General features: G+C 61.3%; 13 protein-coding genes. 8 read left to right on the top strand and 5 right to left on the bottom strand.

The features are described 5' to 3' along the window. The first annotated feature begins 263 nt into the window (after nucleotides 1–263). Entirely contained in the window at nucleotides 264–3,434 is a 3,171-nt protein-coding gene (locus tag BSZ35_RS15130; protein ID WP_105013222.1) for a glycosyl hydrolase, read from the top strand. An 84-nt stretch (nucleotides 3,435–3,518) separates the two neighbouring features. Next, a complete protein-coding gene (locus BSZ35_RS15135; RefSeq protein WP_105013223.1) occupies nucleotides 3,519–4,442 on the top strand; it encodes a diacylglycerol kinase family protein in 924 nt (307 codons plus the stop codon). 356 nt (nucleotides 4,443–4,798) lie between these two features. Here BSZ35_RS15135 and BSZ35_RS15140 read toward each other — a convergent pair whose 3' ends face one another. Both BSZ35_RS15140 and BSZ35_RS15145 read right to left on the bottom strand, forming a co-directional pair. Next, entirely contained in the window at nucleotides 4,799–5,578 is a 780-nt protein-coding gene (locus tag BSZ35_RS15140) for an adenylate/guanylate cyclase domain-containing protein (protein ID WP_105013224.1), read from the bottom strand. A gap of 125 nt (nucleotides 5,579–5,703) precedes the next feature. Further along, nucleotides 5,704–6,825 carry a hypothetical protein gene (locus BSZ35_RS15145; RefSeq protein WP_105013225.1) on the bottom strand — a complete coding sequence of 374 codons (1,122 nt, stop codon included), beginning with the start codon at nucleotides 6,823–6,825 and terminating at the stop codon, nucleotides 5,704–5,706. A 158-nt stretch (nucleotides 6,826–6,983) separates the two neighbouring features. Here BSZ35_RS15145 and BSZ35_RS15150 point away from each other — a divergent pair, with 158 nt between their 5' ends. The 3 genes from BSZ35_RS15150 to BSZ35_RS15160 all read left to right on the top strand — a co-directional run bounded on the left by BSZ35_RS15150 (nucleotide 6,984) and on the right by BSZ35_RS15160 (nucleotide 10,214). Further along, nucleotides 6,984–7,316, top strand: coding sequence for a Smr/MutS family protein (locus tag BSZ35_RS15150; protein ID WP_219846655.1), 333 nt, complete (start codon nucleotides 6,984–6,986; stop codon nucleotides 7,314–7,316). Nucleotides 7,317–7,642: 326 nt separating this feature from the next. Beyond that, on the top strand, nucleotides 7,643–8,335 hold the full coding sequence (locus BSZ35_RS15155; RefSeq protein WP_105013227.1) for a type 1 glutamine amidotransferase: 693 nt from the start codon (nucleotides 7,643–7,645) through the stop codon (nucleotides 8,333–8,335). Between the two features lie 28 nt (nucleotides 8,336–8,363). Then, on the top strand, nucleotides 8,364–10,214 hold the full coding sequence (locus tag BSZ35_RS15160; protein WP_105013228.1) for a hypothetical protein: 1,851 nt from the start codon (nucleotides 8,364–8,366) through the stop codon (nucleotides 10,212–10,214). A gap of 37 nt (nucleotides 10,215–10,251) precedes the next feature. Here the strand turns inward: BSZ35_RS15160 and BSZ35_RS15165 are convergent, their stop codons facing one another. From BSZ35_RS15165 to BSZ35_RS15175, 3 genes are all read right to left on the bottom strand, one after another. Further along, nucleotides 10,252–10,797 carry a spore maturation protein gene (locus BSZ35_RS15165; RefSeq protein WP_105013229.1) on the bottom strand — a complete coding sequence of 182 codons (546 nt, stop codon included), beginning with the start codon at nucleotides 10,795–10,797 and terminating at the stop codon, nucleotides 10,252–10,254. 70 nt (nucleotides 10,798–10,867) lie between these two features. Further along, entirely contained in the window at nucleotides 10,868–11,893 is a 1,026-nt protein-coding gene (locus tag BSZ35_RS15170) for a nucleoside recognition domain-containing protein (protein ID WP_105013230.1), read from the bottom strand. A 97-nt stretch (nucleotides 11,894–11,990) separates the two neighbouring features. Further along, nucleotides 11,991–12,551: a hypothetical protein gene (locus BSZ35_RS15175; RefSeq protein ID WP_105013231.1), complete on the bottom strand. Its 561-nt coding sequence runs from the start codon at nucleotides 12,549–12,551 to the stop codon at nucleotides 11,991–11,993. A 194-nt stretch (nucleotides 12,552–12,745) separates the two neighbouring features. Between BSZ35_RS15175 and BSZ35_RS15180 the strand changes: the two genes are divergently transcribed. The 3 genes from BSZ35_RS15180 (at nucleotide 12,746) to hemH (ending at nucleotide 16,001) form a co-directional block, all read left to right on the top strand. Beyond that, a complete protein-coding gene (locus BSZ35_RS15180) occupies nucleotides 12,746–13,447 on the top strand; it encodes an RNA pseudouridine synthase (RefSeq protein WP_105013232.1) in 702 nt (233 codons plus the stop codon). Nucleotides 13,448–13,554: 107 nt separating this feature from the next. Beyond that, complete coding sequence (gene hemF, locus BSZ35_RS15185) at nucleotides 13,555–14,541, top strand: oxygen-dependent coproporphyrinogen oxidase (protein ID WP_105013233.1); 987 nt, start codon at nucleotides 13,555–13,557, stop codon at nucleotides 14,539–14,541. 128 nt (nucleotides 14,542–14,669) lie between these two features. Further along, nucleotides 14,670–16,001 (top strand): ferrochelatase, encoded by a 1,332-nt coding sequence (hemH, locus tag BSZ35_RS15190; RefSeq protein WP_105013234.1) that lies wholly within the window; start codon nucleotides 14,670–14,672, stop codon nucleotides 15,999–16,001. The last annotated feature ends 44 nt before the right edge of the window (nucleotides 16,002–16,045 follow it).

The following is a 16,045-nucleotide window of genomic DNA, read 5'->3' on the forward strand; positions in this document are numbered from 1 at the left end:
TAAGTGGGGACTTCGATTCAGAATGTCAAGCGAAGGTGAATGTTGGGCTCCTTGTGGAGGGAGAGGATGGGCAGGGGGGCTTCCGCTGGAGGAACGGGCGTCAAGCGGTGGGGGGATGTCCGGGGGAGCGTGGCGTTCTAGATTTTCCTCTTTTTCCTATGCGTTCTAGTACTTACGTTACGCGACACGGACCGAACGGTCCGGGGAAACGGATGGATTTTGCTCTCGTCGTTCACTGTTTTTCGTACCGCCAATCTCGCACAATGAGGCGCTTTCGCTTCCTGCTTGGATCTGTTTTTCTTCTGGGAGTTGTGACCGTCATTGGGGTCCTCGCCCCGGATTCTGCTTATGGGCAGTCCGACGACGAACATGTCGTCTACCAGCCGACGCATTTCGATGATCTAGAGTATCGAATGATTGGTCCGTATCGGGGAGGGCGTGTGACGGCCGTGACCGGGATTGCCGATCAGCCGTCGACCTACTTTATGGGCACCACCGGTGGGGGCGTGTGGAAGACGACCAACGATGGGCAGGACTGGCACAACATCTCCGACGGAGAGTTCGACGTGGCCTCGATCGGAGGCATAGACGTGGCCAACTCCGATCCCAACGTCATCTACGTGGGCACTGGGTCGGCCTGCATGCGCGGAAATATCCAGACGGGACGCGGCGTTTACAAGTCGACCGACGGCGGCAATTCCTGGTCGTTCATGGGCCTGCCAGACGCGGGCCTCATCGGCAAGGTGGCGGTGCACCCGAAGGATGCCGACGTGGCATACGTGGCAGCGGTCGGGCACCCCTTCGGGGACAACGAGCAGCGCGGCGTCTTTCGCACTACGGACGGGGGAGAGAACTGGGAAAAAGTCCTCTACATTTCCGACTCGACGGGAGTTGTTGATCTTGCCCTCAACCCGAACAATCCACGCGAGATTTACGCCGGGGCGTGGTCCGGTCAGCGCACGCCGTGGACGATGGTCAGCGGGTCAAAGGAGGGGGGCATTTACAAGAGCACTGACGGGGGCGACAACTGGACGGAGCTGACGAACGGCCTGCCACAAGGGGTGGTCGGGAAAACGTCGGTCACCGTCTCCCCGGCACAGTCGAGTCGGGTGTGGGCCCTCATCGAAGCGCCGGAGCCGAAGGGCGGGCTCTACCGATCGGACGACCACGGCGAGACGTGGACGCAGGTGAACGACAACCGGCAGCACCTACAGCGCGCGTGGTACTACACTCACATTTACGCCCATCCCACCGATCCGAACACGGTCTACTCGCTCAACACCCGCTTCTACGAGTCCACCGACGGGGGCGAAACGTTCGATTCGTACGGCGTGCCGCATGGGGACGAGCACGACCTCTGGATCAATCCGAAGCACCCGGAGCACATGGTGCTTGGCAACGATGGTGGCGCACAGGTGACCGTGGATGGCGCGGAAACGTGGTCTACGATGTACAACCAGCCCACCGCCGAAATCTACAGCGTGACGGTCGACGACGCGTTTCCGTATCACGTCTATGGTCCGCAGCAGGACAATTCCACGATCCGCCTGCCTGCCTGGGGAGAGGGGAGCATCCATCCGAAGCGCAACTGGCGATCCGTGGGGGGATGTGAGACGGGTCCTGTGGCCCTGCACCCCGATCGGCCCTGGCTTCTCTACAGCGGGTGTTACGGGGGACATCTGTCGCGGGTGAACAGGCGCACGGAGCAGACGCGCAACGTGATGGTGTACCCGCAGCTCCAGCTGGGGCAGGCCCCGCGCACCCTCCGCGAGCGATTTCAGTGGAACGCCCCGATCGAAATCTCGCCCCACGATCCGGACGTCGTGTATCACGCGTCCCACCGCGTCTGGCGGTCTACCGACCGGGGCATGTCGTGGAGTCGCATTTCGGGCGATCTGACGACCGACACGGACGCGCACCAGGACTTTGCTGGGGAGCCGATTACGAAGGACAACACGGGGGTGGAGGTCTTCAACACCATCTTTTCGCTGCAGGTGAGTCCGCACGCCGCCGAAACCCTGTGGGCTGGGACCGACGACGGGCGCGTTTGGCTCTCACGGGACAAGGGGGGGAACTGGAACGAGATTACTCCCGACAATCTGCCCCAGTACGGCACGGTGCAGCGCATCGAGATCTCGCCGCACGATCCGGGGACGGCCTACATCGCGGTGCACCGCTACCGGCTCGACGACTGGCAGCCTTACGTTTTTCGGACCACGAACTACGGCGAGTCGTGGACGCGTATCGCAACCGGCAATCGCGGCCTTCCCGCCGACTCGCCGGTGTGGGTGGTGCGCGAGGATCCAGAGCGCGAGGGCCTGCTGTACGCTGGCACCGAGTTCGGCCTCTACGTTTCCTTCAACGACGGTCAGGACTGGCAGTCGCTGCAACAGAATCTGCCGGTGAGCCGCGTGCCCGACCTGAAGGTCAAGGACAATGACCTCGTCGTGGCCACGCACGGCCGTTCCTTTTGGATTCTCGACGATCTTGAGCCCCTTCGTCAGCTGGCCGACCGGGCGGCCGACGCCGAGATGCACTTGTATTCGCCTCCGGCGGCGCATCTCGTGTCGCCTGCGGGCGCCGACGAGCCCGACCCGGAGGACCGGGAGCCGGCCGGAAAGCCGGGCGGGGCGACGCTCGATTACACCTTCGCCGAAACGCCGGACACCACCGTTACGCTCGATGTGCTCGACTCGGCCGGAAATGTGGTACGGCACTTTACCAGCGACTCCGCCGCGGCTGAAGAGTCCGACCACCGGATTCTCCCCGCTGAGGAGGGCCATAATCGGGTGCAGTGGTCCCTCCGAACGAATGGGGTAGAGGACGTAGACGACGCCATCGTATGGGGGTACACCGGCGGGCCCAAGGTGCCGCCCGGCACGTACACGGCACGTCTTGCACGGGCCGCCGGCGACACGCTCACCCAGTCGTTCGAGGTGCGCATGGATCCGCGTCTGAACGACGTGACCCGCGCCGACCTGCAGGCGCAGTACGACCTGGCCACGGAGATCCGGGATTCGACGACGGCCGTGTACGACGCCATTCGGACGATCCGGTCGGTTCGTGAGCAGGTTCGCTCGGTGGCCGAACATGCGAACGACGCTGGTCATGAGGGCCTCACGGCTCAGGCCGACTCGATCACACAGGAACTGACCTCGATCGAGCAGACGCTCATGCAGACGCGGAATGAGAGCCATCAGGATCCGCTCAACTTCCCGCCGCAGCTCGACAACCAATACGCCTACCTGTACGGCTTCGTGGTCGGGCCGGACGGGCCGCCGACCGAGAGTGCGCGCGAGCGGTTCCGAGACCTCAATGAGCAGTGGCGGACGCTTCGGGACCGACTGCAGACGGTGCTCGATACCGAGGTCCCGCAGTTCAATGAGCAGGTGCGGGCACTCCAGTCCGATCCGGTATTCGTTCCGACGCGGTAAACGGAACTCGAGGTGCGGCGCAGCGACGTTCCCTGACCGACGTCGGTCCAGACATTCGTTATCAACCGCATCGAATGACGCTGTATGCGGACCCATGTGATCGTCAATCCGGCGGCTGGAAACGGTCGGGTGCGACGACTCTGGCCTCGGCTGGAGTCGCGGCTGCGGGAGGCCTCTGCGGACCTGTCGGTCGAATGGACCCCGGGACCCGGGGCGGCGACGGAACTGGTTCGATCCGCCCTGCGCGACGGCGAGGAGCGGATCGTAGCGGTGGGAGGCGATGGGACACTCCATGAGGTCGTCAATGGCTTTTTTGCGGCGGACGGCGCCCCGCTCGCTCCCGCTGCCTGCCTCGTTCCGATTCCTTGTGGTACCGGCACTGATTTCCGCCGGGCCTTGAGCATCCCGACGGGTGTGGAGGCTGTGGAACTGCTTGAGAAGGGGCAGACGGAATGGATCGATCTCCTTCGGCTCCACTATACCGCGCCCGACGGGTCTCGCACTCAGCGCTACGCCCTCAACATCGCATCCTTCGGTCTCAGCAGCCGTGTGGTACGGGCCGTTGCCCGAAGCTGGAGCGCCCTGCCTGGATCGCTTCGCTATCCTGTGGCCCTCCTCCGCGCCCTCAGGGCGCACCGCTCGTGTCCCGTCGATCTTACGCTGGACGATACCCCGCTGGAGATATCGGGCATTCACCTCGTCGCGGTGGCCAACGGTCACGCGTTTGGGGGAGGCATCCAGATTGCGCCCAAAGCGCGATTCGACGACGGGGATCTCGACGTAACGATTCTTCGGGACGTTCCGGTGTGGACGCTTTTGCGCCGTATATACCGTTTCTATTCGGGGACGCATCTGACTCTGGAGGGGGTGACGGCAGCGCGAGGACAGCACTTTACGGCCCGTCCTCAAACTGACACGCCGGTGTGGCTGGAGGCCGACGGGGAGCTATTGGGGCAGCTGCCGGTGACAGTAGAAGTGGTGCCCGAGGCTCTTCAGATTCAGTTTTGAGAATGGGTTGTGCTATATGTCGATAACATGTGCATCTTCCTCCAACCGAGAAAAAATGGACACCACCGTCGCTCCAAGCTTGACTTGGAGCGACGAAGGGGGCGTTTTCTTGGAAGGAGATTAGTTCTGAAGCACTGCACATACTTTGCACCATAGCACAAGCCGTTCTGAGACGCTGTTTGGCAGACGTGTTGTCCCTCCGAGCTCATGGCGTGCCAAATGGGGGCTGTATCCGCCTGGTAGTTCCTACAGCAGACCTCCGTCCAGCACTCTCTTGCAACGCGTTGGCCGCTGTGTCTCTGTGTTTACCTCGATTCCCCAATCACTTCTGAAGGCGCCTTGCATGAGTGAGGAGATCAGTCCACCGTTTGTGGATTTACAGCGTACGTAATCACCGGCTGCCGGACCCCCTTTACCGGCTCGGGCGGTTGCTCCGTAAGCGCGATCGACGGATCAAGGTCGTCCTTCACGGCATCCGTGATCAGAATGTCGGCCCCGTGTCGGCGTGTGAGTTCCTCCACGCGAGAGGCGAGATTTACATGCCGTCCCACGACGGTAAACTCCTTCACCTCGAAGCTCCCCACGATGCCGGCCACCACGGGGCCGCGGTGGATCCCGATGCTCAGCGAAAGGTCCGGAAGGTCGGGGGCATCGAGGGCCTCGTTGAGGGCGCGAACCTGCCGCTGCATCTTGAGGGCGGCCTTCACGGCGTCGGTGGACTGCCACGGATTGTGGTGCAACGCGCCGAACAAGACCAGCAGCCCGTCGCCGATGAACTTCGAGATGAACCCGCTGTGCTCGTCGACCGCCCGGTCCATGCGCTGAAAGTACTTGTTCAGCAGGCGCACGAGATCGTCTGCCTCCAGTTGCTCGCTGATGGCTGTAAAACCGCGGAGGTCGGCGAAGAGGATCGTGACCTCCCGCGTCTCGGCAATGTCGAGGGAGCGCTTTTCCAGGATGTCGTCCACCACCCGGGCGGGGGCGAACCGGTTGAAGGTGCGCTGGAGTTGTTCGAGCTCTCGGTTTGCCTCAGAGAGGCGCCGGCGGAGGGTGCGGGTGCGCCGGTAGTAGAACCAGGCGCCGATGGTTGCGCTCACCGCGATGGCGAGCATAGGAAGAACGATTTCAAGAGCCATCTACGCGTCAAGGGGCGCCAGTGTGCAGAAACGAGAGGACAGTCGACTGCTCAGGGGCTGCAATGACGTTGGCCCGAGACCGATCCCGGGCCTGATAGTGCACCTGTGGGCAGGAACGAGGAGCGTCAACTCGTCTCGTCGAGCGCAAACAGCGTTTCAAGACGAGCCACGGCATTCGCCAAGCTGACGGAAGCAACGGCTTCCAGGGTGCCCTCCCGTTCGAGCCCATCGGTACACTCATAGGCCACGCGTTTGATTGGGCCGAAGTCGTATCGGATGGAGGCCCGGGCAAAGCGCAAAAGCGGTTCGGTCTCGGCGGAGACGGCGTTGCCGCTCAGGTGGTCGATTGCGGTTTCAAACGCCTCCGGAGAGACCGAATAGCGAGCCTGGAGGTGGTTGCGCAGGTGGGCTTTCAGGGAGGAGGCCGACAAGCCGTGGGCGACGACCGCCAGCATCAAAAGCTTCGTTCGCACTGAGAGCGGCCGGGGTTCGGCCAACCACTGGTGCACAAGGCGTTGGAGGAGAGTCCCCACGGGGGTATCCTGAAGTGTGCGGAGCCAGGGGGCAAGCAGACCGTCGGGTTCTTGCGGAGAGATTCCATTTTGCTCCGTACCCCAGCGTTGAGACAAGCGCAACAGAGGCATCGCCACGGCGCGCCATGGTCGGAGATACCAGTAGTCGGCGAGGTCTTCGAAGGTGCTTACCGGAATTGACAGCGTCGTTCCAATACGGTTGGCCGCAAGATTGAGCACACTGATGCCGGCCATTTCGCGAATGGCCTTGTCCGATTGTCCGAGGGCCCGCAGTCGGTCAATGGCGGCCGGCACTTCGGTGCAACGCGAGAGTCGGACCGCCAGCCGCAGTCCCCACTCTTGGGCTTCATCGAAGTTGCGGGCAGCAAAATGGGTTTCCAGGTCCTGAAGGTCTCTCGGCGAGTAGCTGTATAGACGCAGGAGGGTGCGAAAGGTGCTGTAGCAGAACCGGCACGAATTATCGCGGGCGATAATGAAAGAGAGGGAGGCAGCGATGTCCTTGTCAATCGCCGAAAGCGTTGGGGTGGAAAGAAAGAGGAAGGGGCGGTACAGCCAGGGATGCGAGGCGACGTAGGGCACGGCGCCAGACACCATGCCCAGGCGGCGTCGAAACTGCTGTTCAATCTCGGGGGCCGACTGGGGCTCCACAAGCGGCGTGCCCCACTCTTCTTCGGTAGGGGGACGCGGGTCGTCGAATGTGACGTCGTTGGGCATGGGGCGAGGGGAAGTTCGTCGGCAAATGACGGGAAGTCAGCAGGTCCACTCCGGTTCCTTCGGCGAAAGTGGAGACATGAAAGACGGGACCTTTGGGGGTTTCGTTCTGTTGTTGCAATCACGTTGCCAACCTAATGAGTGTTCGCGCAAATTTTGCTATGGCGACTCCTCAATTGGATGACGATGGAAGCGTTGTAACCCTTGATTTGCATGGGGCTACGGTCGACGAGGCGATTGATATGACGTACCGTACGCTCCGCTTGGCGAAGGAGCGGGGGCGCTCTCGGCTCAAACTCATTCACGGATCCTCTACAACCGTGAACCGGCATAGCCGCACCATCAAGAGCGCCCTCCACGACCTGCTAGACCGGGGCAAGCTTGGGGCCCACGCGACGAACGTGATTCGTTCTCAGAATACGCTTGTTCTGGCCCTTGACCTGACGGCCTCCACGGACAATACCCTCATTCGGTTGCGAGATGTACAGCCGTAGGCGGGATCTACGCTTAGAGACTGTTTTGATTTTTTGATCGGGTTGAGAATCGACGAGAAATTTCGCAGGGGGGATGGACGTCCGTTGCTCAGGCGGTGCCCCCGTTGGATCGAGACGGTCTGCAGTCGTCGGGCTCTGCCTGAACTGCCATCGTGTGAAATCGAAACAGTCTCTTAGGATCGACCTGCTCTGCTCCGTAGGCGCACCGGCAGTGGCGCTCGCCGGTGTATCTTTTCCGATAGATCGGCAATCTTTTCGTGGGGCGGTGGGTAATAATGGACGTTCTTGTCCCCGGGTTCATTGTACACAATCGCTTTTCTATACATATGGCTCCTCGTATTGGCATCACAACTTCGTACGATGAGGGCACGCAGAGCCTGGACCGACGCTACATCACAGCGGTGGAGCGCGCGGGGGGGCAGCCCCTTCCCCTTCCGATGGGGGAGGCAGAGACCTCCTATGCTGGGCTTGTTGAGGTGCTCAATGGACTCGTAGTGATTGGCGGGCCGGCTGTCACGGAAGGTCTCGTTGGCACTCTCCCCGATGAGTTGGGCACGCTGGGGTCGGTGCGGGCGGAGTCCGATCGAGAATGGATTGAGCGGGCCTGGGCGGCCGATGTGCCGATTCTGGGCATCTGCTACGGGATGCAGCGCCTCAACGCCCTGGCGGGGGGAACCATCTATGGAGACGTAGAACGTGAACAGGAGGGGGCGCAGACCCACAGCCAGAAGCGTGGCGCTACGACGCACCCCGTCGATATACAGTCGGACCGGCTGCGCGAGTACTTGGGCACCGATACGGTGACCGTCAACACGCGACACCTGCAGGCCATTGCCGACGTCGGGGCCGGGTTCTCGGTTGCAGCCACAGCACCAGATGGGGTGATCGAGGCCATCGAGCATGAAAGCGGCAAGATTTTTGGCGTACAGTTCCATCCTGAGCGCATGGGCGAGGCCATGCAGCCGCTCTTTCAGTGGCTCGTTGCCGAGGCAGTCCCCTCTTCCACTGCTCCTGCATGACACCTTTTCGGTATTCTCTCTGGATCCCATGAATCCCTTTCGCTCGTTCAACTTCTTTTCGGGCTCGTCGGAGTGGGGCTCCGACATTTCCATTCGCGCCTCGGCCAGTCTGATCGGCGGTTCTGCCCTGCTTTTGCTCCTGAGTACAGTGGTGGGCGGAAACAGCCTCAGTAAACAGTGGGTGGACGGAGTGTCGTCGTCCCTTCGTTCGATTGTGACGGCGGAGGACACGACGGTCCGCACGGTGAGCTACACCACACTGCCGGCGACCCCAGTTCTCCGCGAACTGCCGTCGCATCCGGCAGACATGTTGTCTCCCTACATGAATCCGGCTGCGGATCCGTCCTCTGTCGCCAATCCGAATGTGCTCCGGGACTTTCATGACCTGCTGGCCCAGTTTGCTCAGCGACAGGCGCAGGACGACAACTTTACGGTCCGGGTCATTGACCGACGCACCGACTCCTTGCTGGAGTTGTATGAGTTTCCGGAGCTGCGGTCGCAGTACCGGCGGGGGGCGTCGATTACGTGGCGCGAGATCGATCAGAAGCGGCGTGCCGCTACGCGCCGGCTCGTGGACAAGTACGAACGGCGAGGGGTGCCGCTCGAAGACATTATCGTACGCTGGGGGCGGGCCAACCAAGTCGAGCAGGCACAGGCCCGAAACCAGCCCTATCAAGCCTACGAAATACAGCTGGCTCATTACCTCGGGTTGAGTCTGCTACCCACACAGATGGGGACGGTCGAAACCTTCAATCAGGATGATCTCGTCTCGTCCGTGGGGGCACAGAGCCGCTACCAAATGATGCCGTGGATTCTTCGGAAGAGCGGGGTGCATGAGTACACGCTCCCCACCGAGGCCGGGGCACGCGTTGAGGTGGAAGAGGCCCATCATCCGCTTCTCACACTGGAGCCGGCGTACCTACTGCTGCGGGGGTACATCAATGCCGTCGGGCACGAAATCCCCGGCTTGTCGGCGTACCACACCGGGCCCGGTAATATCTGGAAGCTGTACCGACGGTACTACACGGAGTCCCCGTACTACACCTCAGCGTCGACGGTCGTCGACGCCTACATCTGGGCCGTCAGCACGGGCTTCGACACCGTGCGGGAAGGGTCGTCCTTCGGCGCCTACTCGCGCGGCTACATTCCCTCTGCCTACGGTGCACTTGTGGCGCAGGACCGGACTCCCCTCAACCTGTCGCAGTCCATGCAAGCGGAACGCGTTCAGTTGAAGCCGGGGACGCGGGTTTCCCTACAGACGATTCTGACGACGCTCGACACCACGGCGCAGTCCTTCGACTGGACGCCCGTGACCGACCAGTCCACGACGTATGAGCGCTTCCGGGCGTTTAATGATCACTTCGACCTTCCGGACGCATCCGGCGAAGGGGTGCCCGCCACCGGGAACGTCGAACTCGTCTCTACGCTCGATGGCAAAGCCGTGCGATTTTTCCTACCCCTGGGGGCTTCGGAGGCTTTGCGGGACGCGGGGCTCGACGTGATCGATCCGGACCTCTCCTTCCGGTTCGACGGATCTACGTACACGCCGCCCGACGAGGAGCAGCGGACGGTGTGGGATCGTCGCTACGACGCACTGGTCGACGACATCAAACACTTCGGCTTTACGCCTGAGAATCGCGACCGACTTCTGGAGCTCCACGACAAGTTTGAAATGCTTGCCGAGGAGAACCCGTCGCGGTACCGACGGCGTCAGCTCGACATCATTCAGACGCACCGTCGCCTTTGGCTGTCGGGACCGTGGGAGGAACTGTCGGACCTGACGATGCAAGTGACGGGACGGACGGACGTGCCGGTACAACCGCCCATCGAAATTCCGACGGACGACACGACGTCGTTTCTGCAGCGGCTGTTCCCGTAGCCGCTGGTCCGCCGCTCGGGATGTCTTCCGCGGAATCCTATCCGAACAGCAGCTGCACCACGTACACCGATGCCAGAAAGCCGACGAAGTCGGCAAACAACCCGGCGGGCACGGCGTGTCGTGTGTCGCGAATGTTGACGGCACCGAAGTAGACTGCAATCACGTAGAACGTGGTTTCCGTGGAGCCGAACATGGTGGCGGCCATTTTGACGATCAACGAGTCTTCCCCGTACTGATTGATCATGTCGGCGACAATGCCGGCCGAGCCGGAGCCCGTGAGTGGGCGTACGATGCCCATGGGAAGGACCTCGGCGGGGATGCCGATGATGCTCAAGACCGGGTCGAGCGCATTGACGAGGAAGTCCATGGCACCGGAGGCTCGAAACATGCCGATGGCGAAGAGGATCGCGATGAGGTACGGGATGATCGTCACGGCCACGTCGAATCCTTCCTTTGCTCCTTCCACAAATACCTCGTAGACCGGAACGCCTTTGATGAGGCCGTAGAGCGGAAAGCCGACAATCAGGCTCGGTAGAACGAAGTAGGAGAGGATGCTGACGGTCGAGCGGATCGTTTCAAGCATGGGAAGTCGGGGGGATTGGTAGCGCAATTGAGGGGATGCCGGAGACGCGCGGGCGAGACAAGAGAGGCCGTTAGGAGTCTGGAGGGGGAGAGGGATCTTCGGAGGGAGAAGACATCTCTTCCTGGTTGCGGTGAGGGGCCGAGACGCGGAACCACGGCAGCTTGCTGAAGCCATAGGCGCCGAGGATGCCTGCTATGGTCGAGAAGAAGGTGGCGAGGGTAATGGAGAAGATGAGCTGGTTGATCTGAAGACCCATGATAGCCACAAGAAGGGAGGGGGGGACTAGCTGGACGCTGGAGGTATTGAGGGCCAGCAGCATCACCATGTCGTCAGACGCCGTATCGTCGTCCGGATTCAGGTCCTGCAGGTCTTCCATGGCCTTAATCCCCAAGGGCGTAGCAGCATTGCCGAGCCCAAAGACGTTGGCAAGCAGGTTCAGGGTGACGTTGGCGAGGGCTGGATGGCCTTCCGGCACGTTCGGGAAAAGAGGGCTCAGCAGCGGACGGACGAAGTCCGCGAGGGCGTGGACGAGCCCGGCCTCTTCCCCAATTTTGACGAGTCCAAGCATCAGCCCGAGGATGCCGATGAGGCCCAGGGCCAGCGAGGCTGCCGTTTCGGCAAAGTTGAGCGCCGCTTGAGCAATATCGTTCAGTTTTCGGAAGCGGACCGGTTCGAACTGCACCGCCGTTTCGAGCCGCGACGTGCCCACCATGAGCGAGGAGTGTGCCTGCAGCGTTCCACGCAGGGCCTTGTTTTCGTCGCTTGCGTGGAAGGACTGAATCGTTGTTAGTGGGTCAGGAAGGGACGCGTCTGAATGAAACTGGAGCTGGCGACCTTCCTGCGTTTGCAGCAGCGTGCCGCTGTAGGAGGACTGCGGCGTTTGGGAAACGCCAAAGAACTGCTTGTAGGTCGACGTATCGATGCGGATTGTCACCGGCTGTCGACGGGCATCCGGAGCGTAGCCGTCCGGAAATTCAACGACGACGGGTAAGGGCGTGTCATTGCGGAATCGGTTCTCGACCAACTCCTGCGTGTCCACCGCGAGGGCGAACACCATGCTGAAGATGATAAGCCCGGACCAGATGTAATTGAGCATGGAAGATGAGGGCGGCACTCACAGAGAGCGAATCACGCCCTCATCATACGAACTGGGGGCCGGAAGAAAAACGATGGATGTACCGCAACCTCCGGGGTTATTGAGAGGACCCCGAGCTGCCACTTGACGAGCTGGATCCCCCGTTAAAGTAGTAACGGAAGCCAATTGCACCATCAAATCGGAGAGAGGCCGGGTCCGTGATCCGCAGGGTCGGGGCGACTTCGACGAACAAATCAATCGGCGACGACCCCAGAAGATACGTGACGCCGAGGGGAGCCCGGAGGGAGAACTGATTGCGAGTGTCCTCAAAGACCGTAAATTGTCCCCCCGCGCCGAGGTAGAGAGCGAGGTAGCCTTCACCGACGTTCAGTTGATTGAAGTTGTGAAAGAGGTAATCGCCCTGCAAGACCCAGTAGGAGGGGGCGGCCGCGTCCGTTCCGCCAATGAAAAAGGAGGTCATTCCCGACACCGCCTGCCGCTCGGAGAGCCACGCTTTCATGTTGAAGCCAACGGGATTTCGATCAAAGCTGGACGGGCCGTTGCTGACCCCAATCGAGGCGCCCAGGCCCACGCCCTGTGTTTGTGCGACGAGGGAAGAAGGAAGAAAGAGGGCCGAGCACAGCGCGAGTGTGAGTAGAGCAGGAAGGAGGCGTTTCATCAAGAAGGGGGCTGGAGGTTCGGAGAATACGGACAATCGGCAACGACCCTATAAGGTGGAAGGGACAGACCGATGAGTCAAGCGCCGTTGGAGGAAGTCCGGTGGGAGAATCGACCCAGGGGGGGCTGCCGTTGGAGCAGTCCAGTCTCGGGGTGGCCTGGGGACCCTTATGTCACATGTAGTGCAGTCTCACCATGACTTTATTGTACAAAGATGCACAGTTGTTGGTTGTCCAGAAGCCGTCGGGGCTTCTCGCACAGCCAACTCGAACGGGAGATGTCGACGTTTTGACGCTTGGGAAACGTCATCTTCGGGAGCAGGGGGAGAGCGATCCCTTTCTTGGACTCGTGCATCGGCTCGACCGGCCCACGTCGGGCATCATGGTTCTTGCGCGCACCTCGGCAGCGGCCCGCGCGCTGAGCAGACAATTCCGGGAGCGGACGGTGCAGAAGACCTACCTGGCGGTAGTAGAGGGGACGCTTCGCGGCATTGGGTCGTGGACGGACTACATTGCGAAGATCAACCGTCAGCCGCAGATCGTGTCTCCGGACCACCCGGAGGGCAAGCGAGCCGTGCTCGACTGGCAGACCCTTCACACTGAATCCGACCGCACGCTGCTGCGTCTTCAACTGAAAACCGGGCGACCGCACCAGATTCGTCTCCAGGCCGCCGAGCGCAATCACCCTGTCGTAGGGGATGAACGGTACGGAGCCGAAACGTTATGGCGAACGGGCGAGATTGTGCTCCATCACGCCATTCTGCGTCTCGATCATCCGGAGCATCCGCGTCGAGAAACGTTCGTTGCGCCCGTCCCCGACGTCTGGTCGTCGGTGCTGACCGAAGACATGCGGGCCGCTATCGATCGCCTATTTCTCCAGGCGCGGCCCCGCGAGTGAAAAAATAGCCCAGTTTCACCGACGCCCGGGATTCAACGAACGCCTGTCCGCTGCTGCAGTCCAAATAGTACACTCGTTTCTCGTTTATCAACCCCATCCGAGACCCTATGGGCGACAGCTTTGATCGTGTTGACACCCTCCGTGATGAGCCACGCGAGGATATCCCCATGGCCCATCGCATGAAGCGGTTTGTTGAAGCGCTCCAGATTCGCATTACCAAGAAGATGGAGGCCCTGGAGGACTCGACTTCGTTTACAGTCGACCGATGGGAGCGTGAGGAGGGAGGGGGTGGTATTACGGCGGTCATTGAGGACGGAGAGGTCTTCGAGAAGGCGGGCGTGAACACGTCTGCTGTACACGGCCCACTTCCAGACCGAATGGCAGAGGCCTTTGAGGTTGATGCGAAGCCCTTCTTTGCAACCGGTCTGTCGCTCGTGATTCACCCCCGGTCGCCGTATGTGCCCACCGTGCACGCGAACTTTCGCTACTTCGCCCTCGGAGAGGATCTGTTGGCCCCCGAAGATCAGTGGTTCGGCGGTGGGGCCGACCTCACGCCGTATTATCCCCGCCTCGAAGATGCGCAGCACTTTCACCGCGTGTGGAAGGAGGTCTGTGATCGCCATGACGGAGTGGCCGACTATGAGGCCTTCAAACAGGAGTGCGACGATTACTTCTACGTCGATCATCGAAATGAAGCGCGAGGCGTCGGGGGCATCTTCTACGACTACCTGCGCGACGATCCGGAGGGCACGTTCTTCTTTACGCGGGAAGCCGGACGCTCCTTTCTCCGGTCGTACCTGCCCATCGTAGAGCGTCGGAGGACAGAAGAGTGGGGAGAGCGTGAGCGTCGGTTTCAACTCATCCGACGGGGGCGATACGTTGAATTTAATTTGGTCTATGATCGGGGGACGAAATTCGGCCTTGAAACGGACGGGCGCACGGAGAGCATTCTCATGAGCTTGCCGCCGCATGTGCAGTGGACGTACGATTACCAGCCGGAGTCAGGCTCCCCGGAGGCCCGAGCGCTCTGGTATTTCGAACCGCGAGATTGGTTGGAACTTTCGGCCGCCGACGTTCCCGACGGGACGGAATAAATCCCCCAGATCTTCGGGCAGCTTTTCGGCAAAGTTCAACCCACGGGAGGAACTGAGAAACGCCCATTTCCGCATAATTCCGTAACATTTCTCGGAGCAGTTTTCTCTCATTCCGGGCTCCGTGCCTCATGACTCCCTTAGACTTTTTGCGCCGGTACGAATTCGATGACCGGGGCATGCGCGGTGGCTACTATCCGTCGGCCCCGCTTGAGGTTGAGGAGGGGGACCGCGTGGGCGTCGTTTTGATGAACCATGGAGGGCCGGAGACCCTTGACGACGTCGAGCCGTTTCTCTACAACCTGCTCATGGACCCAGCCCTTCTGGACCTTCCTGTAGGAGGGTACCTGCGTCGATGGGTGTGCCGGGCCCTTGCCTGGTATCGGGCCGATGCCGTCAAGGACGATTATGAATTGATTGGCGGGGGCTCTCCCCTTACCCGACTGACCCAGGAGCAGGCACAGGACCTGGAGACCCACCTGAATGACCATTTTGGCGATCCCACCGGGATCGACTTTCGTACCTATGCAGCGATGCGGTATTGGCACCCCTTCAGCGAAGAGGCCGCTGCCCAGATGGAGGCGGATGGTGTCGATCAGGTGGTGCTGTTGCCCCTCTATCCGCAGTACGCAATGTCGACCAGCGGCTCGTCGCTTGCCTACTGGCACGCGCTCGATGAGGCAGACGAAATTCCGTCGTGGCCGACGACGTCGGTCGTTGAGTACGCGGCAAACCCGAAGTATGTGCAGGCCCTGTCCGAACGTATCGACGAAGGACTGCAGCGCTTTGCCCGTAATCGACGAGAAGACGTACAGCTTCTCTTCAGTGCGCACGGCATTCCGATGCGCGACCGCAACCGGCGGGAGGATCCGTACTGCTGTCTCGTTCACACCACCGTGGAGGAGGTCATGAACCATCGGGGGCGCGACCGGCCCTATCATACGGCGTTCCAGAGCAAGATTGGGCTTACGCGTTGGCTCACCCCCACGACTCCCGATAAGCTGAACGATCTTGCCCAGGACGGGGCGGATGCGATTCTCGTAGTGCCTGTGACGTTCGTGACGGATCACGTGGAGACCAGCTATGACCTTGACATTCGGGTGCGAGAGCAGGCCGAGGCGGCCGGAATCACGCACTACGAGGTCACGTCTGGGCTGAACACCCATCCGCTCTTCATTGAGGCCCTCGGCGAGGCCGCGGTGGCTCAGTTGGAACTGCCCGTCGACGTGGATCAGCTCCGCATTGGCGGCGATGGCCTTTCGCAGGACTATCCGCTTCGGCCTCTGGAGGAACGGCCGCTGTACACGCCTGATCAGCACGAGACGCGGTGCCCGCACTGTGACGGAAATCCGAAGGCCCGGCGTTGGACGGAGGAGGACGGATCGGACCAGCGTCCCGTCCAGACGGAGCCGGAGGAGCGCGTGGCGTCGGAATCGTCCCAGTCGCCTGCGGCGTCGTCCTGACGGAGACCGCTCCCGTGGAGGAGCGTATCGATTGTCCGAACGAA

The organism is Salinibacter sp. 10B (genome assembly GCF_002954405.1).
In the GTDB taxonomy this organism is placed as follows: Bacteria; Bacteroidota; Rhodothermia; order Rhodothermales; family Salinibacteraceae; genus Salinibacter.